Origin of the sequence: Enterococcus sp. CWB-B31 (assembly GCF_020567645.1) — a bacterium.
In the GTDB taxonomy this organism is placed as follows: domain Bacteria; phylum Bacillota; class Bacilli; order Lactobacillales; family Enterococcaceae; genus Enterococcus_L.
Genome location: NZ_JAJDJW010000008.1, coordinates 114,198 through 135,224, shown reverse-complemented (window position 1 = coordinate 135,224; position 21,027 = coordinate 114,198). Strand labels below are relative to the sequence as shown.

At 38.5% G+C, this 21,027-nt stretch carries 20 protein-coding genes and 1 pseudogene; 3 read left to right on the top strand and 18 right to left on the bottom strand.

Annotation, left to right across the window (positions count from 1 at the left end; all coding sequences use genetic code 11):
• Positions 1-207: 207 nt before the first annotated feature.
• From LI954_RS09325 to LI954_RS09315, 3 genes are all read right to left on the bottom strand, one after another.
• A complete protein-coding gene (locus LI954_RS09325) occupies positions 208-2,592 on the bottom strand; it encodes a phosphoketolase (RefSeq protein WP_229444332.1) in 2,385 nt (794 codons plus the stop codon).
• A 1,285-nt stretch (positions 2,593-3,877) separates the two neighbouring features.
• Positions 3,878-4,954 carry a mannonate dehydratase gene (gene uxuA / locus LI954_RS09320; protein WP_229444331.1) on the bottom strand — a complete coding sequence of 359 codons (1,077 nt, stop codon included), beginning with the start codon at positions 4,952-4,954 and terminating at the stop codon, positions 3,878-3,880.
• Between the two features lie 15 nt (positions 4,955-4,969).
• Entirely contained in the window at positions 4,970-6,568 is a 1,599-nt protein-coding gene (locus LI954_RS09315) for a mannitol dehydrogenase family protein (RefSeq protein WP_229444330.1), read from the bottom strand.
• Between the two features lie 304 nt (positions 6,569-6,872).
• Here LI954_RS09315 and LI954_RS09310 point away from each other — a divergent pair, with 304 nt between their 5' ends.
• Complete coding sequence (locus LI954_RS09310) at positions 6,873-7,544, top strand: GntR family transcriptional regulator (protein WP_202068015.1); 672 nt, start codon at positions 6,873-6,875, stop codon at positions 7,542-7,544.
• Positions 7,545-7,752: 208 nt separating this feature from the next.
• Here the strand turns inward: LI954_RS09310 and LI954_RS09305 are convergent, their stop codons facing one another.
• The 6 genes from LI954_RS09305 to LI954_RS09280 all read right to left on the bottom strand — a co-directional run bounded on the left by LI954_RS09305 (position 7,753) and on the right by LI954_RS09280 (position 14,680).
• Positions 7,753-9,435, bottom strand: a complete 1,683-nt coding sequence (locus tag LI954_RS09305; RefSeq protein WP_202068014.1) for a ribonuclease J — start codon at positions 9,433-9,435, stop codon at positions 7,753-7,755.
• A 27-nt stretch (positions 9,436-9,462) separates the two neighbouring features.
• Positions 9,463-10,335 (bottom strand): 4-hydroxy-tetrahydrodipicolinate synthase, encoded by an 873-nt coding sequence (gene dapA, locus LI954_RS09300; protein WP_229444329.1) that lies wholly within the window; start codon positions 10,333-10,335, stop codon positions 9,463-9,465.
• Positions 10,336-11,435: 1,100 nt separating this feature from the next.
• Positions 11,436-12,488, bottom strand: a complete 1,053-nt coding sequence (locus LI954_RS09295; RefSeq protein WP_202068012.1) for an aspartate-semialdehyde dehydrogenase — start codon at positions 12,486-12,488, stop codon at positions 11,436-11,438.
• Positions 12,489-12,716: 228 nt separating this feature from the next.
• Positions 12,717-13,535, bottom strand: a complete 819-nt coding sequence (locus LI954_RS09290) for a ZIP family metal transporter (RefSeq protein WP_202068011.1) — start codon at positions 13,533-13,535, stop codon at positions 12,717-12,719.
• Positions 13,536-13,784: 249 nt separating this feature from the next.
• Positions 13,785-14,003, bottom strand: a complete 219-nt coding sequence (locus LI954_RS09285) for a hypothetical protein (protein ID WP_202068010.1) — start codon at positions 14,001-14,003, stop codon at positions 13,785-13,787.
• An 80-nt stretch (positions 14,004-14,083) separates the two neighbouring features.
• A complete protein-coding gene (locus LI954_RS09280) occupies positions 14,084-14,680 on the bottom strand; it encodes an alpha/beta hydrolase (protein WP_229444328.1) in 597 nt (198 codons plus the stop codon).
• Between the two features lie 167 nt (positions 14,681-14,847).
• Here LI954_RS09280 and LI954_RS09275 point away from each other — a divergent pair, with 167 nt between their 5' ends.
• Positions 14,848-16,161 carry a putative DNA modification/repair radical SAM protein gene (locus tag LI954_RS09275; protein ID WP_229444327.1) on the top strand — a complete coding sequence of 438 codons (1,314 nt, stop codon included), beginning with the start codon at positions 14,848-14,850 and terminating at the stop codon, positions 16,159-16,161.
• Complete coding sequence (locus LI954_RS09270) at positions 16,151-16,969, top strand: TIGR03915 family putative DNA repair protein (RefSeq protein WP_229444326.1); 819 nt, start codon at positions 16,151-16,153, stop codon at positions 16,967-16,969. Before LI954_RS09275 ends, LI954_RS09270 begins: the two co-directional genes overlap by 11 nt.
• 189 nt (positions 16,970-17,158) lie before the next feature.
• Here LI954_RS09270 and LI954_RS09265 read toward each other — a convergent pair whose 3' ends face one another.
• The 9 genes and pseudogenes from LI954_RS09265 to LI954_RS09225 form a co-directional block, all read right to left on the bottom strand.
• A complete protein-coding gene (locus LI954_RS09265; protein WP_229444325.1) occupies positions 17,159-17,557 on the bottom strand; it encodes a hypothetical protein in 399 nt (132 codons plus the stop codon).
• A gap of 2 nt (positions 17,558-17,559) precedes the next feature.
• Positions 17,560-18,033: a hypothetical protein gene (locus LI954_RS09260; RefSeq protein ID WP_229444324.1), complete on the bottom strand. Its 474-nt coding sequence runs from the start codon at positions 18,031-18,033 to the stop codon at positions 17,560-17,562.
• Between the two features lie 239 nt (positions 18,034-18,272).
• Positions 18,273-18,563 carry an immunity 53 family protein gene (locus LI954_RS09255; protein ID WP_202068361.1) on the bottom strand — a complete coding sequence of 97 codons (291 nt, stop codon included), beginning with the start codon at positions 18,561-18,563 and terminating at the stop codon, positions 18,273-18,275.
• A 23-nt stretch (positions 18,564-18,586) separates the two neighbouring features.
• Positions 18,587-18,862 (bottom strand): hypothetical protein, encoded by a 276-nt coding sequence (locus LI954_RS09250; protein ID WP_229444323.1) that lies wholly within the window; start codon positions 18,860-18,862, stop codon positions 18,587-18,589.
• A 37-nt stretch (positions 18,863-18,899) separates the two neighbouring features.
• Positions 18,900-19,349 carry a hypothetical protein gene (locus tag LI954_RS09245; protein ID WP_229444322.1) on the bottom strand — a complete coding sequence of 150 codons (450 nt, stop codon included), beginning with the start codon at positions 19,347-19,349 and terminating at the stop codon, positions 18,900-18,902.
• 138 nt (positions 19,350-19,487) lie between these two features.
• Positions 19,488-19,826, bottom strand: a pseudogene (locus tag LI954_RS09240) (NADAR family protein); the annotation flags it as partial.
• A 129-nt stretch (positions 19,827-19,955) separates the two neighbouring features.
• Positions 19,956-20,138 (bottom strand): hypothetical protein, encoded by a 183-nt coding sequence (locus LI954_RS09235; RefSeq protein ID WP_229444321.1) that lies wholly within the window; start codon positions 20,136-20,138, stop codon positions 19,956-19,958.
• Between the two features lie 162 nt (positions 20,139-20,300).
• A complete protein-coding gene (locus tag LI954_RS09230; protein WP_229444320.1) occupies positions 20,301-20,516 on the bottom strand; it encodes a hypothetical protein in 216 nt (71 codons plus the stop codon).
• 86 nt (positions 20,517-20,602) lie between these two features.
• Positions 20,603-21,022, bottom strand: coding sequence for a DUF4279 domain-containing protein (locus tag LI954_RS09225; RefSeq protein WP_229444319.1), 420 nt, complete (start codon positions 21,020-21,022; stop codon positions 20,603-20,605).
• Positions 21,023-21,027 lie beyond the last annotated feature (5 nt).

Below are 21,027 nucleotides of genomic sequence, written 5' to 3'. Positions count from 1 at the left end.
AAGATTATAAACCGACAATTTACTTGTTTAAATGGTTCAGAAATTTCATATTATTAATGGTTGCCTTTTTTCTATTCACTTTAGTCATTAAATTAACTAAAGTCATTAAAAAATTGGCGGCATGGGTTCGGTTTAAGTCCGAATTCATGCCAGCCAATAAAACTTATTTTGCTTACTGCTTTTAAAGTTCCTATTACTCTATCTTTTTTAGCTGAAGTTACATTCTTTTACTTTCAGCATTTCCCATTTCCAATTAGTAACTTCTGGAATATCCGTTCCATTTTGTCTAATGAAATCATGATGGAACTGGATTGTTTCATCCATTTTTTTCGAGAATGCTGCTGCTTTATCACCATATACAGCATTGGCCGCATCTTGAGCCAAATGGAAGCGATCCAATTCACTAAAGACCCGCATATCGAACGGCGTAGTGATATCCCCATTTTCACGATATCCATGAACTAACAAATTATGATTGTGACGTTTGAAGAACATATCTCGAATCATTCCTTCATAACCATGGAATGCAAAAAGTACTGGTTTGTCTGCTGTAAACAATGTATCGAATTCTTCATCTGATAGCCCGCGAGGGTCAACTTCTGGATGACGAAGTTTCAAAATATCCACAACATTGATAAATCGAATCTTCATATCAGGAAATTGCTTATTCAAAATACTTATTGCAGCTAATGCTTCCAAATTAGGTTCCGTCCCAGCTGCAGCGACTACCAGATCCGGCTCTTCTATACCAGTTGTACTTGCCCAGTCAATCACCTTAAAACCTTTTTCCACCAGTTCCTCTGCTTCTTCTACAGAGTAGAACTGCGGTCGTGGATGTTTACTGGAGACAATTAGATTGATGACTTGTTTTTCCTGCATCGCTTTATCCATCACTGCCATCAAACTGTTGGCATCTGCCGGTAGATATTCACGAATAAATTCTGGTTTTTTCTCAGCCAAGTGGGTCAACACACCAGGATCTTGGTGGGTATAGCCATTGTGATCTTGTTGGAAAACAGTTGAAGTTGCAATCAAATTCAAGGATGGATATTGCTTACGCCATGCATGGGCACTGGCTTTTCGCATCCATTTAAAATGCTGTGTCATCATGGAATCAACAACACGCAGAAATGATTCATAGCTGGCAAAGAAGCCATGACGTCCAGTCAACACATACCCCTCCAACAATCCTTCTGCCTGATGTTCAGATAGTTGACCATCAATCACTCGTCCAACAGAAGACTGCCATTCATCGCTGCTGTCTTTTAGTTCCAGCCATTGTCGATTCGTTACTTCAAAGACTTTGTTCAATCGATTGGATTTGGTTTCATCTGGTCCAAAAATACGGAAGTTTGTTGGGTTTTCAGTAATCATATCTCGTGCCTGTTCACCAAAGACAATCATATCTTGTGCTATCACAGCACCTGGTGTAGAAGTATCAACAGCATAACGTTTCCAATCCGGCATGTTCATCGGCTTTGGATCGATTCCGCCGTTTGTGATCGGATTTGTCGCCATCCGTTTATCTCCTTTTGGAGCCATTTCTTTTAGCTCATCAATGATTTTTCCATTTTCATCAAATAATTCTTCTGGACGATAGGAGTTCAACCAGTTTACCAATTGATCAATATGCTCCATGTGTTCGGAATCAACAGGAATTGGCACCTGATGGGCACGAAAAGTCCCTTCTATCTGCTCATCATCCCATGTTTTCGGACCAGTCCAGCCTTTTGGTGTCCGGAAAATGATAACTGGCCATTGGGGCATTACGGCATCTTCAGCATTTCCTTTCCGAGCTTCTGATTGAATCGCTTTGATTTCTTCAATTACTTTATCTAGTGTCTCCGCCATTATAGGATGAACCAAAGTTGGATCTGTTCCCTCAACAAAATAAGGTTTCCAGCCCAGTCCTTCAAAGTATTTAGTTAAGTCTTCATTGCTTTTACGAGCAAGAATCGTTGGATTGGAGATTTTTCCGCCATTCAAATAGACAATTGGCAGAACTGCTCCATCATTGACCGGATTAATAAAAACATTAGAAAACCAGCTGGCTGCTAATGGACCCGTTTCAGCCTCACCGTCACCGATAACTGTAGCCGCAATTACTTCCGGATTATCCAAAACCGCACCAGTTGCATGTGCCAGCGAATAGCCTAACTCCCCACCCTCATGAATAGAGCCTGGTGTTTCTGGTGCCGCATGCGAAGCAATACCTCCTGGGAATGAAAAGATCTTGCATAATTTCTTTAATCCAGCTTCATCCTGAGTGTACTCGGGATAAATTTCTGTATAACTGCCATCGATATACGAGTTTGACACCATGACTTGTCCGCCATGACCAGGACCTTCAATATAAAACATGTTTAAATCAAATTTATTGATGGCACGATTTAAATGCGCATAAAGAAAATTTTGTCCAGAAATCGTTCCCCAGTGACCAATTGGATGGGTTTTCACATCTTCTTTTTGAACAGGTCGGCGTAATAAAGGATTGTCCTTCAAATACATTTGAGCCACAGAGATATAATCTGCAGCACGCCAGCAGGCATCGACCTTCTCTAAGTATTCTTTCGTATCAAATTTGGTTTCCATACATAAAACTCCTTTATTTATTATTTAAGAGACTAGCTCTTTAATACCAGTAATCGTTCCTATTAAAAAATATGGGATGAGCAATGATGCCCTATTCTCCAACATATTTAAAATAGGAATTATGGACCTCCAATCAACCAATGCGTATAAAAATCTGACCTTCTATATTGGCTGTTTTTATTTATACCTTTTTCAATTAGCTGACCGAGGTCAGGTTAAACAAGATTCATTCCTCTGATCAATCAGCTGTAATGATGATAACCAATTTCAAGCTAAAAGTACTGAAAAATTCATGTAAGTACAGAAGCATTTTACTGAGTAAATTGCTTCTGATTCTCTTTACAGCTATTTGGATCGTTAGTTAAACAATTCACAAACCTCTGCTTTAAAAAAATATATCCGAACCATTTCGCTCTATTTTTTGAAAGTACACTAAAAGAAATAAAAAAATAAAGAGCCCTCTCAAATATTGATACCCTAAAAATAACTGTTTACAAGAATCTTATCAGGATGTATCTAAAACGTATTGTGACATCCGAATTCTTCAGGAATTTTGAGAGAAATCCAACAATGAAATATCGAGAATGGGACAGAAATAAAGTTCCAAGCTCTCTTCGTATCTACCCTCGAATAAACAGCGGTACAAAAGCAAAAATTCTTTTTGCGACGAGTACCCGCAGGAGCAGCTCCTTCGGAAATAAGACGAACTATCCTGAAAATATAAGGAGCTCCAGTTCCTTCATCGAGTAGGTAACAGGACTTCATCTATTCTGCTAAAGCAATCCTAGTGAAGCCTGTCAACTCTCGTATGTTTCATACGCAGAAGTTGAGATGATCGAAGCGCAGCGGAGTGTATCCATTCTCAGCTATTCATTTTATGGCTAGTGTTCCTTGACTATTTTCGGATATTCCTTCTTAATTCTCAGAGCTGATTGCTTTTGACCCGACCTCACGTAGTTATGATAATGAGTTGCCGATTCCTCTATCTCTAACTGGAATGGCAGCATATGACTTATACGAAGAATAGAAGCCCCTTCCTTTTTCAAATGGTGTTTGTTCCTTTCTATTCCTTCGAAACGATTCGCCGCAAGGTCTTCCAACACATCCTAATCACTAAAGTTAAGTTGCAAAAATCAAACAGCAGGCTCATAAGGAACAGCGTGCAGCGGGAAATCCCAGCCAAGCTCAGTAAATTCCAAAATTTCCCATCCCAACACCATTTTCTACGTATAGTCAATGCCAGCAAATCAACTATTTAAAAATATTTTTTTATCAATTCTCACGATTATTGGTGCAAGCGTTGTGCCATATCCCAATTCCCCGTCAAATACATGGCACCCATCGCACGGTCATACAGACCATAGCCTGGTCGTACATTTGTTGAATTTTCGCCAAAGATATGCCGCCCATGATCGGGACGGATATATCCGTCAAAGTTATACTTTGCCAAAACATTCATGACACCAGTGATATCAACAGTCCCATCTGATGTCCGATGAGATACTTCAGAGAAATCACCATTTGGATATACACAGACATTCCGTACGTGCATAAAATGTGTGCGATCAATAAACTCATCCAGCATAGTCACAACCTCATTATTTGGATCTGAACCTAATGAACCAGTGCAAAAAGTCAATCCATTGTATGGACTTGGATTAACAGCCAATAATTTTCTAATATTATCTCGTGTATTCACCAAACGCGGCAAGCCAAAGATAGAAAACGGCGGATCATCCGGATGGATCGCCATCTTAATGTCGTATTCCTCACATGTCGGAATGATCGCATCCATAAAGTATTTGAAATTTTCTCGTAATTTATCATCGGTAAACCCATCGTAAGCTGTAAATAAATCTTTGATATGTGCCAAACGCTCCGGCTCCCAACCTGGTAAAGTCAGACCGTTACTTTCTTTCTCCATCATATTGACCAGTTCCTGCGGGTCCAGCGACATAATTTTTTCTTTTTCAAAAAACAATGAAGTTGAGCCATCAGGCAGCGGATGGAACATATCTGTCCGAGTCCAATCAAAGATAGGCATAAAGTTATAGCAAACAACCTTAACACCGTTCTTCCCTAAATTTTTCAAACATTCTTTGTACGTTTCGATATACGCATCACGCGCCGGCAAGCCTAACTTGATCGCATCATGAATATTGACAGACTCCACGATCGTCGCCTTCAGGCCATGAGATTCAATATAAGCGATTTCATCTTTGATCTCTTCTTCTGACCACACTACTCCAGCCTGCTTATCATGTAACGCCCACACAATCTCCTCCATAGCTGGAATCTGACGGACGTAATCCAATGAAATCGGATCATTGTTTCGACCATACCATCTAAATGATAGCTTCATATTCATTTGCTCCTTTTATTTGATCGTTTGAATTGTTTCTCGTATCGCTCCCGGTGCCGTTGACATTTTATTAAAAAAGGTCAAAACTTTTTCGGCCAAACCGATCTTCACTAAATCAACACCGAATATCTTGCTATTAGAAAGCACTGCATATACCTTTCTATCCGCTTGCTCTTTTCCTAACTCAAAGTCAGCAAACATTGGTTGGAGCGTGTCCAGCAATGGATCTGAAGAGACATCGAACCTTTCTCCTTGATCATCAATACCTGTCAAATAGCGCAACCACCCAGCAAAAACCAAAGGAATAACCTGCAGCTCTTGAACATCCAGCACATCAGAGTTTAAATAAGACTTGATCGTCTCACCAAAACGAACAGACAGCTTTTGAGAGGTATCTGATGCAATCCGCTGTGGTGTGTCTGGGATAAAGGGATTGGGAAGTCGTTTTTCAACAACTTCATCAATAAATTGTTTGGGATTAATAATGCCGGGGTTTATTACCACTGGCAACCCCTCTCTGTAGCCAAGGATTTTTATCAATTTCACCAAATCCTCATCATTCATTTCTTCATGAATGGATGTGTAATCCAGCAGACAACCAAAAATCGCAAGACAAGTATGCAACGGATTCAAGCAAGTCGTCACCTTCATCGTTTCTACTTTGTTTACAGTATCTCTATCCGTAAAAATGACACCGGTTTTGTCTAAATGAGGTCTGCCATTTGGAAATTCGTCTTCTATGATCAAATACTCTGTTTCTTCTCCATTGACATAGGGTGCTGCAAAGGTATTTTTTAATGTTTTAGATGGAAACATTTTTTCTAATCCGTCTTCTTCCAATACGGCTTGCACTGCAGCATCCGGTCGTGGTGTAATTTTGTCAATCATAGACCAAGGAAATGTTACGTTGCTGCTGCCTTCAACATATGTTTTAAATGTCGCTGGAACCAATCCTTTTTCCACCCAAGCATCCACATAAGCCGATACTGAAGCTTGCAGTTTTTCACCATTATGGGACATATTATCCATTGAAACGAGCGCTATCGGTAATTCACCTGCTTGAAAACGCTCATATAACAAGGCAACTAATTTCCCTAAGTAACTGACTGGTTTTGTCGGACCGTTATCAAAATCAGTTTGTACTGCTGAAATGAGATTACCTAAACCATCCACCAAGCTGTATCCTTTTTCTGTAATTGTCATGGAAACCATTTCAAGAGAAGATTTTCTGAATATTTCTTTTAACGTATCAAAATCAGCAGAATCTGTATCCATTTTTAAATAATCAGAGACACTAGCCAAAATCTCCTTTTCAACTTGCCCGTTCTCTTTCAGAGTCACATTAATCGTTAAATTGTCATAGCTGGATAAAATATCCACGATTTCATCATCATAACCTTCCGCTACGATGATTCCAGTATCAGTCACTCCTTCATTCAACAGGTGTTGATGGTGAGCTGCTAAAAAGGCACGGAAAATGTTTCCGGCCCCTAAGTGTACCCATTTAGGCGCTGCTTTGGTTTTGGCAGCCATTACTTCTACATCATATTGAGGCATCTGATACCCGGCAGCAATCAATTCCTTGTTGGTCAGACTCGCTTTGTTCAATTTCACCTTTCCTACCTCCTTGTAGTTTTTCCATGTTCTAAAAGACTGTTCAACTAACTGACGTGATAGAAACCACCCATATAAAATAAGAAATTTTCCTTAATAAACATAAATTCTGCTTTATAAATAAATAGAAATACTTGCAGCACTCAAACTGATATATTAGTATCTTACTATAAAATATCTAACTTATCAACCGATCGCCTTCTTTAATCAAAAAATAAATTTGCAACTTCGTATTTCTTTTGACATTATTTACGGTAAAATGAGATAGAATGATTTTCAATTAATCTAAAAATGAGGTGATTTCATGGAAAAAGCCAATAGCCAAACCCGTGCATACGAACTGATTAAAGAGATGGTGATGAAAGCTGAGCTGAAACCCGGAAAAAAAATCTCGAAAAATGCTTTAGTAAAAAGCATCGGTATCGGTGATACACCTGTTCGAGAAGCAATTCTCCGTTTACAAAAAGAAGGGCTTTTTGTGGTCATTCCTCAAAGCGGAACCTATGTCTCACACATCGACTTGCAAGAAGTATCTGAAGCCCGGTTTGTGAGAGAAAACATAGAAACGACTGTCATGGAAGAAGTAGCAGCCGTCATAACACCTGAACAAATCGAACAGCTGGAACAAATGTTGAAAATTCAGCAAGTTTATTTTGAATCAAAAAATGTAGACCAGTATTTTCATTTAGATGAAGAGTTCCATCGCTTCTTTTATCAAATTACTAATAAAAATTTTGTATGGCAGTGGTTACAAATGTTGAATGGGGCATTAAATCGTTATCGCTTTTTACGTCTGGAGGTTAAAGACTTGAGTTGGGATAATATTTTAGAGGAGCATCAGCAAATTCTGGAATTGATTAAAAGAAAAGACAAGGTACAATTGCGCAAAACTGTAGAAGCCCATATCCATAAAGTCAATGATGATGCTGCAGCTGTAATCCAGGCTTTTCCTGACTATTTTGTCAGAAACCTCTAAGTTCCAAACGGCAGACCCAAACACCTACGAGAGTGCTCTTCCGCTTTGATTAGCTGCCTATGAAAAAATGTAGAAACAAACTAAAAAAGAAGATGGGTACAAAAATATGGCTGTGTGTTTAAGAGATACTTGCAAATTTACTTAGCAAAAATAAAAAAACAAGCCAAATGTTCGAGAATACTTCCTCACATTTGGCTCATTTCTATTCTTAATTATTTGCTTTTTTTCGTTGTGAAGCTTCCATAATAACAGGAAGAATAACTGGTCTGCGTTTTGTCTGTTCAAATAGATAGCGACTCAGCTGTTCGCGAATATCCTGTTTCAGCTTGCTCCATTCAAAGTCTTTACTATCAAGATGCTTTTCAACGATTTCTGTCACAATATTTCCGCTTTCCTGTATTAAATCCTTGCTGGTCTTCACATAAACAAACCCTCTGGACGTTATTTTTGCAGGAGAAACAATTTTCTTCTCACGACGATTAATGGTTACAACGACAACAAAGATTCCATCTTCTGAAAGGATGCGGCGATCTCTTAACACAATATTTCCGATATCTCCAACTCCCAGTCCGTCAATCATAATGTTGTCAGCAGTTGTTGATCCTGAAGCAGACATTTTTTTCTTCGCATACTCAAGAATATCCCCTCGTCCGGTAATAAAAATATTTTTATAAGGAATACCGATTTCATGCGCTAAATCTGCATGTGCAGCAAGCTGTCTGTACTCACCTTGAACCGGAATAAAGAATTTAGGTTTCATCAAGTTCAGCATCAACTGTAAATCATTTGAATTGCCGTGGCCGGAAACTCTCAGATTATCAGAAATCTGTTTTACAATTCCGCCAGCCCGATAAATAATATCTTCCGTCTTGGCTACCATTGTTTCCATCGCTGTAGTAGGAGTTGTTGTAATATAAACAAGATCTCCTTCTTTAATGTTAATTGAACGATGTGTGCCATTTGCCATCTTTTGAAGTGATTTTATGGGCTCGCCCATACGACCGGTTTCCAAAATCAGCAGCTCATCGTCAGAGTACTTTTTCATTTCTTTCAATGTGATAATCAGCTCATCACTTGGCAGCTTCACTTTATTCAAACGCATTGCAGTTCGAATGATCTTTTCTAAATCGATCCCAGTTAAAACCACTTTTCGGTTAGAACGATAAGCAGCATCCAAAACCTGTTGTACACGTTTCAAGTTACTGGCAACTGAAGCAACGATAATTCGACCTTCCCAGTAACGAATCGTATCGTACACTTCTTCTGCAACCTGCAGCTCAGAAGCAACCGGACTGGCATTTTCAGCATTAGATGAATCACTCAGCAATGCTAAAACACCCTCCTTACCAATTTCCGCCAATCTGCTGAAATCAGATTGATACATCGGTTCAGCTGTCTGATCAAATTTAAAATCTCCCGTGTAAACAATATTTCCTTCAGACGTTTTCACATTGATTCCGATAGAATCGGGAATCGTATGCGTCGTTTTGAAGAAGCTGATTGTCGCATGAGCAAAATCAATTTCAGTATCAGGATCAACAATATGAAAATCCTTGAAATCTTTTGATGAAGGATGATCTCCCACACTTAATTTTGCTAATTCAACAGTCAATTCTGTACCGAATACTGGTACCTGAACTTTTGATAAAAGGTATGGCAATGCACCGATTGCATCTGCATGTCCATGAGTCAGGAACACACCTGAAACTCGCTCAATGTTTTCTTCCAAATAAGTAAAATCCGGAATAACCACATCAATTCCCAAAAGTTCATTTTCTGGATATTTCAATCCACAATCCAGCACAAAAATTTCATCTTCCACTTCAGCGATATACATGTTTTTTCCATTTTCGCGTACGCCGCCCAGCGGAATGATTCTTATTGTACTCACTCTTTTCACCTCTCTATTTCTGCTTGATTAAACATCAAGTATTTTCAAAATTTTTTCTTTCTCTTCAGAAGTACATGATACAAGAGGCAATCTCAAATCACCAACGGAAACACCCAAGTGATTTAATATCATTTTTACAGGTGCCGGAGAAGGCACAGAGAACAATGCATCCATCTTCGGGAGCAGTTTTCTCTGAATGCTTGCTGCATTCTTAATATCTCCGCTTTCCAGAGAATGAAACATTTCATATATTTTATTTCCGAATATATGACTGGCAACAGAAATGACTCCCTGGCCACCCAAAGCTTTTGTTGAAAACGCCAGTGAATCTTCTCCTGTGTATACAAGAAAATCCTCTGGTGCCCGTTCAATCAGTTCGGTCAGCGCATCCAAACCAGCGCACTCTTTTACCGCAATAATATTATCAATTTCTGCCAATCTCAATGTCGTTTCCACATCCAAGCTGGCGACAGTTCTACCCGGCACATTATATAAAATAATCGGTAAATCACTGGCCTCAGCAATCATTTTAAAATGTTGGTAAAGTCCTTCTTGATTAGGCTTATTATAATACGGCACTACCGCCAAACCAGCATCGATTCCATCCATTTCTGCAATCTCTTTTACAAATTCAACAGAATCCCGTGTATCATTTGTACCTACACCGCAAATAATCGGTACTCGACCGTTTACCAATCGGATGACTTCGTTAAACAATTCAATTTCTTCATCATGTGTCAATGTTGGCGACTCTCCCGTTGTCCCCGCCAATATCAATCCTTCTGTATGTGTTCCCAGCAAATGCTCCACCAAAGCAGGCAGCTTACCAAAATCAATCTCTCCCGCCTCATTAAAGGGAGTAACCATTGCAGTAATTATTGACGCATTTGTTAATTCCATACACTTAACCTCCAACCATTCTTTTAAGTATTTATATACATTGCATCTCAGAAAAATCCGTCTTCCTTCATTATTTAAAACAATAAAGAAAACTGCCGTCAAGAATTTAAAATGGTGTCCTTTCAAACAGACACGATCCCCTCTATCTTTCAGTTTATCACTCTACACTTTAAATTTCCTGTTTGAAGCGTTAAGGTTGTGACAGCTCTTTGCGTATCTCCAGTTACCAATGCTTTCTCAAGCAGGCGTATTTGTATCGAGAATCGAACAAGCTCCTTCACTTCTTAATGGCTTTGCCACTTAGAAATTGATGAGATCGAAACGAAGTCCTTCAATTCTTAGTGGCTTTGCCATTTAGAAATTGATGAGATCGAAACGAAGTGTAGTGAGACTCGTAGATACAAGGATTTCCCATTATTGCAGGAACAGCTAGCAGAATGGTATACACAGCTCTGATGAAGATAAATTTATCAGAATTTATTCCATGTACAAAGAGATAGCTGTATGCGAAACAACCATCTGATGAATGTGTAAACATTCATCCTTAAATAGGAGCTGACTAATCGCAGAGACAGGGTAGATATCATGCATCATCTATTCTGACAAGTCATTCGCAGTGATTTATAACAATAAGAAGGAATTCACGAAAATGACAAGAAAGCTGTTAAGCACTAAAAGCTTTGTATTGAGGATCTCAACGCAATGGGAGCCGTAGATACAATAAAACTAATTCAGTGCTCCTGCGATTACTCGTCGCAGTTAAGGACGTGCGAGTGCTCCTGCGATTACTCGTCGCAGTTAAGGGCATACGTATGCTCCTGCAATTTACTCTCTCAGTTAAAGGCAACATGTTCTTATACACCTTCCTACTTGGTGCTCCACAAATTTGAGGTAACCAAGCAGGTATTGTTTATCACTTATATAACCTAAACTGTGACGAGTGTCTCACGAGGAAACATCTATTTTATATAAAATAGTGACTCTCGATAATTTCGGCATATTGTCAAATAAGCTGCTTTTGGAATACTGTTTATTCATTTTTTGACTCTGAGACATATTAATGTCACAGCCCTCACCTTCAAAACAAGCTACAGCATAATTTATACCCGAACCAAATCCATATCATGCAGTGTTTCTGCAATCTGAACGGAGTTCCATGCTGCACCCTTCAAGAGATTATCAGAAACTACCCATAAATGGAAGCCGTTCTCTACATCTACATCTTTACGAATTCTTCCGACAAACGTTTCCTTTTTATCAATACTTGTCAATGCCTGAGGATAAAGCTGTTGACTCGGATCATCCTGTAATACAACTCCCGGCGCATCAATCAGCAGATCTCTAATTTCTTTAACAGAAGCAGCTTTATCTACTTCTATATAAACAGACTCAGAATGTCCTGATAAAACAGGAATCCGCACACACGTAGCAGTTACTTTCAACGTATCATCTTCCATAATTTTTTTCGTTTCGTTGATCATTTTCCACTCTTCATACGTGTAGTCATCCTCTGAAAAAACATCAATCTGCGGCAACGCATTAAAGGCAATCGGATAATGTTTCTTATCTCCGCCGCAAGGTAAAATATCAGCCTTCAGCTGATCAGCCGGAACTCCGTTAATATACTCAACCGCCTGACTTTTCAGTTCTTCCATTGCACTGATTCCAGCACCGCTGACTGCCTGGTAAGTAGAAACAAGAACACGATTTAGACCCACTGCCTGTCTGATTGGTTCAAGAGCCACCATCAGCTGAATCGTTGAACAGTTTGGATTAGCAATAATTCCTTTGTGATTTTTCAACGCAGCTTTATTCACTTCCGGAACAACGAGTGGAACATCCTGAGCCATTCTAAAATGACTGGTATTATCGATAACAACTGCCCCTCGTTTCACCGCTTCTGGGGCAAATACTTTAGAAATACCCCCGCCTGCACTAAACAATGCAATATCAACATCTTCAAATGATTCCGGAACCAATTCCTCAACGACCAGCGTTTTGTTATTAAAAGTCAGTTCTTTACCCGCAGAACGCTTTGAAGCTAATAATTTAACTCGTTTAATCGGTAATTTTGTCTGTTCCAGCATTTCAATCATTTTTGTTCCAACTGCTCCCGTTGCACCTACCACTGCAACAACATATGATTTTTCCATACTTACTTAATCCCCTCTCAATCTTACTGAAGAAAGTTGCTTTTTCTATTTTACCACAGGATAACGAATTACTACATAGGAAGTAATTCTATTTCTCATAATATTTTCGGTTAGTTTCTTCTGAATTTAAAGAAAAACAACAGCTGGCTCACGGGGATTACCCGAAACAATTCACCTACTGCCGTTTTCTATTCAGTCACTGCTCACTATCTATTTGTCTAGGTATAGTCAGCCCAGTGCCACATCAAGAATCATCATAATAATAAAACCGAGCATTACACCAAATACAGCGAAATGCCGCTTGCTGCTAAGTGTTTGCTGTGCTTCGGGAATCAATTCCTCAACGACAACATAGATCATTGCCCCCGCAGCAAAAGCAAGTGCATAAGGGAGAAGCAAGCTCATTTTTGTAACAAGAACAGCTCCAACTACTCCGGCGATGGGTTCAACGATTCCTGATGCCTGTCCGTAAAGAAACGCTTTTGAACGGCTAAGCCCTTCCTGCCTTAACGGAATGGAAACCGCAGCTCCTTCCGGAAAATTTTGAATGCCGATTCCCAAGGCAACAGATACGGCTGCTAAGACTACTGCTCTTGGATTATCAGCTGATGATGCGGCACCAAAAGCAACGCCTACAGCCAGACCCTCTGGAATATTATGAAGTGTAATTGAAAAAACGAGTAGAATGGTCCGTTTCAGGTGACTGGGAAGTCCTTCTTTCTCGTGATTTGGCCCAAAATGCATATGGGGTAATGTTTTGTCTGCAATATATAAAAATACTCCGCCCATACCAAAGCCAAAGCTTACCACCAGCCAGGCAATACTGCCGTTTTCCTCAGCCCGCTCAATTGCCGGAGCCAACAAGGACCAGAAACTGGCTGCAATCATCACTCCTGAAGCGAACCCCAGCATTAAGTTTAAAACCTCTTTTTTTATGTCCTTGAAAAAAAATACCAGCGCTGATCCCAAAGCAGTCATAAAGTAAGTAAATCCAGTTCCACCCAAAGCCTGCTGCCATGGTTCAAGTGACACTAACCAATCAATCATTTTCATCCCTCTTTTTTACAGTTACTGTTGCCTACATTCTACCATAGGCCTATTTTACAGTCTAGCTTATTTAATTTTTAGGACAACCTTAATATAAAAGTAAAGTTCATTTTTTTAATTTTTCAAGAATACATTATCCACTTTTTGAACATACAAAAAAGAACCCCAGCTTTCATTTGCCGCAGTTCTTTCAAAATATAATGAGAAGTTACAGTTTTATACAACTGATACTCGCTATTTACTATTTAACTATTTGTCATCATGTTTAGAGAATTTTTCCTTAATATCCTCAAAACCTTCTTTGATTTTGTCGCCAAATGATTCGGCACCTTCTTTGACATCATCCGCAGCATCACGGACTTTACTTTTTACATCGGCCAAACCGCTTTGGAGTTTCCCTTCTGCTTCTTTTCCTTTCCCTTCAACTTTGTCCTTTGCATCGTTTATACGTCCATTTAAATCTGCCATAATTGAAAACCTCCCATAAAATATAATTTTATTTACATTAACAGCATAACATCCCTAAAAATTTGCCACAAATAATCCGCTCATTCAAGATCTGAAAGCCATTTTTTTACTTGTTCCAATTCCTTTACAGTAATCTGGTGCCCGGCTTCTGTATGGGCTTCAGTTATTTGAGTCCCTCTCGTTCCGAGCTGATTTTCCAGTGTTTTAAAAGCATCTAAAGACACAATTGGATCTTCCTCTCCATAGGAAAGAAAAACTTTTTTATCTTTTAATGGTTCTGTTCTGGAATCCACTCCCAGGGACATTGGATGGAGCAGAATCGCCTTATTTAGCTCTGTCTGTCTTTCTAAAAAAAGATGCCCAGCTATATTTGCTCCATTAGAATAGCCCAAAACAATCCACTCATCCATGTTAATTCCCTGCTCATCGCTGATTGTTGTAATCTGTTCCAACAGATGATCTGTTTCCTTTTCTAAGCTTGGAATATCAAACTGATTCAGCCCATTTCTCTTAAAAAAACGATTCATTCCATTTTCATTAATTTCACCACGAAAAGACAATATTGTGCTCTGTGGATCAAGGTGCTGTGCAATATCCACCATTGAATACTCATCTCCGCCTGTTCCATGGAGCAAAATAAACTTTCGACCGGTTCCTTTTTCAAAAAGATACTTCATTTATATCAGCCTCCTTTAATTTAAAACACGCAGACTTACTTTTGGTAAGCAACCTTATTTTATCACTGCTTCGTCAAGTCAACAAATGATTTGTCTGATTTACTCTTTGACATTGAATACACTTCTTGTTAAAATAAGAACGTACGTTCGATAAAGGAGGCATTATTATGGATCTCACCAGAAAAATAGAAATTTTAGCAGAATCCGCGAAATACGATGTATCTTGTGCCAGCAGCGGTGTCACTGAAAATACACGAACAGGAACAGTGGGAAGCACAGCAGCTGCCGGAATCTGCCATTCTTTTACCAGTGATGGCCGTTGTGTCTCCTTATTGAAGCTTCTATTTACAAATGCCTGTATTTTTGACTGCCATTACTGCATTAACCGCAAGTCCAATCAAATTCCGCGGGCAACGTTCACACCTCAGGAAGTAGCAGATTTAACGATGGATTTTTACATGAGAAATTATATTGAAGGACTTTTTTTAAGCTCGGCAATTATTAAAAACGTTGATTACACTTCCGAACTTTTAATAAAGACATTGAAAATTCTTCGCCATGAAAAAGGTTTTAAAGGATATATTCACGTAAAAGCAATTCCAGGTGCAGATGAGGCATTAATCGAAGAATTAGGTTATCTGGCAGATCGAATGAGTGTGAATGTGGAACTGCCCTCAAGAGAAAGCTTGAAGCTTCTCGCACCGGACAAAGATCCCTATGCGCTATACAAGCCTATGAAGCAGATTACTCAGAAAAAGAAGGAACTGGCAGCGTTACCAGCTGTGAGACACAGCCCTGCATTTGTTCCTGGCGGGCAGTCAACCCAGATGATTATTGGCGCCTCACCTGAGACAGACCGTACCATTGTTAAAATTGCAGAAAATTTATATCATAAATACGAACTGAAGCGTGTGTATTATTCAGCGTATATCCCGGTAAATCAGGATAGTCTTTTGCCGGCAATAACTACTGATCCGCCCTTATTAAGAGAGCACAGGCTCTATCAGGCTGACTGGCTGATGCGTTTTTACAGCTTTACTGCAGATGAAATTCTGTCTCCTGAAAAGCCAAATTTCAATTTATATTTAGATCCAAAAGCCAACTGGGCAGTTCAAAATTATGATCGTTTTCCAGTGGATGTGCAGTCTGCCAGTTATGACGTATTACTGCGAATTCCGGGCATTGGTCCTAAAAGTGCACAAAATATCGTAAAAGCAAGAAAATACTATCGCCTTCATTTAACCGACTTAAAGAAATTAGGGGTAGTTGTCAAACGCGCCAAGTATTTTGTAAGCTGTAACGGTACCATTATGGATGGATTAATCAAAGAACCCGAATGGATCATTGCTTCGCTCGTTTCTACTCGTCAGTACAAAGCATTGAAACAGGCAAATACGCAAAGTGACCATGAACAGCTTTCTCTATTCGATGCTGAAAAGTTTCATCATACCAAAGAAAAGGAGCTTCTGTATGTCCATTGAAAGAACAACAGCGACATGGGAATATGATGGCAGCTTCGCAGGATTTCTGACAATTGTAGATCGAGCATTCAGGAAAAAACAGTTTCCAGGAATCATCTTGACGCCGGAAACTGCTATGGAAAGTCTTTTTATCAGTGATTGGATCGATACGAATGTCACACTCGCTGAAAAAATAGTCAACAGACTGCAGCAGCGTTTAACCTCTGAAAATTTTCGTTTTATTCACGATGGTTTTTACGCAACGATGGATAATAAAGAACTCCATCTTTTAGAAGCTTTGGCAATTGCTTTGGATACAAGAGATTCATTAAAAAATTTCATTGGACATCCTTCTGTACTGGCAATAGACAAGGGGTTAAAATCACTGTTTGGTGAAGCACATCTTTACACAGGATTTGTTCGTTTTGAATACGCAGGTGAGCTGCTTTTCAGTAAAATAACACCCAAACATTTTTCACTTCCGTACATCTGTCCACATTTTGCGAAGCGATACCCGTTGGAAAGTATCATGATCTATGACACAACGCACCGACTGCTGGCTTTAATTGATAAGGGGACTATTTCATTTATTGAAAATACAGATTGTCCTGAATTTAACAATGCACAAACGAAAGAAGGCACAATTCAGAAACAATGGACGGCATTTCTGAACTCAGTAACCATTCAGGAAAGAGCAAATAAGAATACGCAGATGAGTCACCTTCCTCTGCGCTTTCGGGAAAATATGGTTGAATTTTATCAAACTGATAAACTATCTTCCAAAAATAGCAGTGCTCTCTTTTGGAAGGATGCGAAAGAAAAACTGTAAAGCAACCTCATTCCTAGGATAGGGGTTACTTACACGGTGGTGCGCTCCCCGTCAAGAGGACAGTGAAATATAATAAAACTTTTTAGTGAGTGTGGGACAATAATCAGATTTTTTTCTGACTATTGTCCCACACTCTTGAACTAACTCAAATGTTTATTCCTAAATAATAATATTAGAATAAACATTTATTCAACTATTATCTAACTGTTTCAAGTTAAAATTATCGTATGCGATTATTTCAACAACATTGTCTCCTAACAGTAAGAAATAGTGATGAGATTCATTTAGAAATTCAACCTGTTTCCCTTCATTTATTTGCTTTAATTCATTTATCCAAGATGAATTTAGTATTTCAAGTATATAATTATGGTACCTTCCATCATAAAAATTTAGTTCATTTATATAGTCACTTGCATTCATGTAGTCTCTAGTAGTTACCTTAATCTCCTGATAAGAAAAAGACTCAAAAACAAACCTGACACCATTATTATCATCAAAATAGATTGCAATACAGTTGTCTTCTATCACTATTTTTTCTAATGGTATTGTATTTATAATTAGGTCTTTATTCAGAATTTCAAATTCCATTTCTATTTCCCCCGTACTATTATGCTTAATCCGCCATCTTTTGTAGTCATTTTCCAACTCTCTTCAAGAATTTCTTTTTCAGTTGCCCATCTATAATTAATATTTTCTATACCTGCTTCTTTAAAAGCATATAGCTGTCGATTATCCAAAGAGTGTATGATGCCATCTTTTTCAAATATTCGTATTTCTTGTATTGACTTCGGATCTATATCTCCTGATTTCAATCCAGAAACCAAATCATCCACAGCATTTCCTCCATTACTAAAATTCTTGGAAGTACTATCTTGTGTGTATCGTATATCACTCGTATTGATACTTTTCGCAGCATCATCACCCTTATCCGCAAAAAATTGCAGATCCACCTTCAATGGCGGTTTCGTACCTGTAGTGGTTTTTCCACTATCGACAACTGCTTTCACAACATCATCTGCTACAGAAGCACTTGGAGTGACTAGCTTCACTACATCGTCTACCAAGCCAGTTCCTACTGCTTGTTTCGCACTGACCCTAAGCCTGAAGCAACGCCAATCGTATCAAACACACCTTCTACTACTCGTTCAGTCGTACTTAGTTCCCGCCCGTCAACCAGTCTTCACCTGTCACTGCATTACTCACACTACCAACTATGTTTACCGATAATATATACTTTCAAGAACTTCGGATAATTATTGACAATCCGAAGTTCTTGAAAAATTCACCCATTAAATAACTGTTTTCAGCTATTCTCAACCCATTGTTTGAAAATAGTTAAAATTTCTACTAGTTTAGATGGATCTCCAGCCCCTTCAAATTTATTATTTTTAATCTGACATATTAACCAATTATCATCTCCATAGTCATATCGGATTTTATCAAATTCTTTATTGATTAGAGAAGTATCTACTAAATCAATTGACACTGACCATCCTGGATTGTCTATATTATCAATTTTAACACCATATAGGTGTTCCCAGTCACCATCGCATTGATCTTGATACCATTTTTGAAGCCATAGAAGTATATCCATTATCACCATTCCTTTTAAATAGTTTATGAGGTTTTTGGAATTTCATCCGGTCTAGGGACACGCCCCCCTCCTTGTACTGTTTTATCATGTACATGTGCCATTAATTTCTCACCAGTAGTTTTATCTGTATGAGGCTTTCCAATGCCATCCTCTCCTCGCACTGCCATAACAATTTGCGTACCAGTTTGGGCTCCTGTAGATGTAATAGCACCAGCTTGAGAATTGGCTCCATTAGCAATAACTGTCACTGCATCATCAAGTATCCCACCTCCAGCTATGGCCAGATTGCCACCATTCATATTATTAGTAACGTTTTGTCCCCCTTGTTTGATGCTATTAACTAATGTGCTTTTCCCAGCTTCTGCAGCCCCCCTTCAAAGCGCTAGATGCACCAGGTATTAAAGTTAAAAGAGAGCCGGCTTCCTCTACTACTTTTTCAGTGGTACTCAATTCTCTTCCTGTCAGCCAGTCTTCGCCTGTTATAGCATTGGGTGCACTCCCTACTCCCAGTGCTAAATTCATCCCTACACCAATAACAGAAGTTGCAGGAATGATAGTTAGAATACCCGCTGTAACAGATAAAGCAACTTTAATCTTACCTTCATTTTCTTTCACGAAATCGCCAACGGCTTTGGTTGCACCTTTCCACAACGTACTCGTGCCTTCACACATTTTACGAATGCGTGCTTCTACTTTCACATGTGTTTCTTGGGCAACTTGAATCGCATACTCACGTGCCTGTCGGTGATGGGATATAATACTGACCTTGACTATTTGGTTTCCCAAAATATTACTCTAAGTTCTCTTTTGGTTGTTGTGTTCCTGTTTTTATCGAAGGGGCTTCAATACACTATATGTATTTCAAGAAACTCAACTAAAAGTATAATTATTACTCCTAGCTGAGCTTCTTGATTTTTCACACGACTATTTCTTTTCCTCTGCTAGAAAATCCCGAATTTCCATCAGTAATTTACCCAACATATTTTTACCCGTGCCATCCGTTCCACAACCCCAGTAATAATCATTGCTTGTTTTTTCTACAAGCTCTTCTTCACCCGTATCCAAGAGCTGTTGGCGGATTTCGGCGTTTTGCTGAAACTTTGCCAGCAAAGCCTGTTTCATAATCTCATCTTTTACTTCTTCCCAATCTTCACGTATAGGATATGCTCTGCTTCTACCTAACTCAGCTGCTTTCATGGGATTCTTTTCCTGCTGTATCTTCTTTCGGTACTCCTCATCCGCAAACTTTGCAGCTTGAAAATAATGCTCACTTGTAAGTCAGTGCTCTCCATCTAACTCAAACTCATAATGAGCAAAGTTTGACATATATCCATATTCTTCTGTTCGTTTATAAAAGTAAATCGTCATTATAAAGTTATCCTTTCTTACTCACTAAAATGCATTTTTCACGCCAAATATCTTATCTAAATCTTCTTCAAACTCAGCTACTTGAACAAAAAATCTACTTCTAACATCAACAAACTTTGCTTCATCCGATAATGATACATACATAAAAAATAATATACCCGATAGTTTTCTCGAAATAACTGGAGCATCACTTAATCGTATTTTCAAATCATTTAATATTCCTTTTAATTTTTCAAAATCTTTTTCACCAATTTTTTCTCTGCTCTAGCTGGTAATAAGATATCCAAAATCATTTTATCGATTTCTTCAGCTAATCTATCCATTTCTTCTATACTCATCTCATACTCCTCCTTTCAAATTATAAACCTATTATTTTACAAAACCGTTTATTGCTTCTGGTGGAATCTGCTGATAAATAGATGTTTCTTGTTGCCATACTGAGTAATGATATGGCAACCCCTCTTGCCCACTTACTCTTGGAAAATTCTCGTAACCCTTCAATTGATTAGCTGGAACCTTGCTTAGATCAATTTCAACTACACCAAGTTGACTTTCAGATTGGTTAAATCCTTTAGCTACATCCAAATCACTTGTCGTTGAAATATAAGGATCATTCTGCCCACACTTTGTACAGCCAGTTTTTCTAAACAGATATTAAAGTCTTCATTAATTTAAAGTGAATAAGCATAAATATCTACGTCAACAGTGATATTTAGCTCCCCTAAAATTAAACTTTGATTAGGTTCAATTACAACACTGGGAACTATTCCTTCCTCTATTCCTAACACTATTTCCATAGTAACTTCACAATCATATTTTTCTGCTACCTTAGAAAGACCTACTTTTTTTTCAGAAATGAATTTTATGGCTTTGTCCAATAAATCAGAACTATCATACGTATATTCCTTACCAATTTCTTTAGACCACAAGCTGAAACTTCTAACTTTTGAAACAGGCATTGTTTTCTTTTGATAGTACTCACCTTTTGTAAATTGATAAGTTGGAGTAACTCCCAAATATTCGGAAATCACTTTGGTATCTAATATATCACCTACAATTTTTACTTCTATAACCACTGAAGATTTTTCCATGCACT

Coding starts and splice junctions, on each gene's coding strand:
- LI954_RS09325 (WP_229444332.1), bottom strand. CDS start 2,592: ATGGAAACCAAATTTGATACGAAAGAATACTTAGAGAAGGTCGATGCC.
- uxuA (WP_229444331.1), bottom strand. CDS start 4,954: ATGAAGCTATCATTTAGATGGTATGGTCGAAACAATGATCCGATTTCA.
- LI954_RS09310 (WP_202068015.1), top strand. CDS start 6,873: ATGGAAAAAGCCAATAGCCAAACCCGTGCATACGAACTGATTAAAGAG.
- dapA (WP_229444329.1), bottom strand. CDS start 10,335: ATGGAATTAACAAATGCGTCAATAATTACTGCAATGGTTACTCCCTTT.
- LI954_RS09295 (WP_202068012.1), bottom strand. CDS start 12,488: ATGGAAAAATCATATGTTGTTGCAGTGGTAGGTGCAACGGGAGCAGTT.
- LI954_RS09290 (WP_202068011.1), bottom strand. CDS start 13,535: ATGATTGATTGGTTAGTGTCACTTGAACCATGGCAGCAGGCTTTGGGT.
- LI954_RS09285 (WP_202068010.1), bottom strand. CDS start 14,003: ATGGCAGATTTAAATGGACGTATAAACGATGCAAAGGACAAAGTTGAA.
- LI954_RS09280 (WP_229444328.1), bottom strand. CDS start 14,680: ATGAAGTATCTTTTTGAAAAAGGAACCGGTCGAAAGTTTATTTTGCTC.
- LI954_RS09275 (WP_229444327.1), top strand. CDS start 14,848: ATGGATCTCACCAGAAAAATAGAAATTTTAGCAGAATCCGCGAAATAC.
- LI954_RS09270 (WP_229444326.1), top strand. CDS start 16,151: ATGTCCATTGAAAGAACAACAGCGACATGGGAATATGATGGCAGCTTC.
- LI954_RS09265 (WP_229444325.1), bottom strand. CDS start 17,557: ATGGAATTTGAAATTCTGAATAAAGACCTAATTATAAATACAATACCA.
- LI954_RS09255 (WP_202068361.1), bottom strand. CDS start 18,563: ATGGATATACTTCTATGGCTTCAAAAATGGTATCAAGATCAATGCGAT.
- LI954_RS09250 (WP_229444323.1), bottom strand. CDS start 18,862: ATGAATGGTGGCAATCTGGCCATAGCTGGAGGTGGGATACTTGATGAT.
- LI954_RS09225 (WP_229444319.1), bottom strand. CDS start 21,022: ATGGAAAAATCTTCAGTGGTTATAGAAGTAAAAATTGTAGGTGATATA.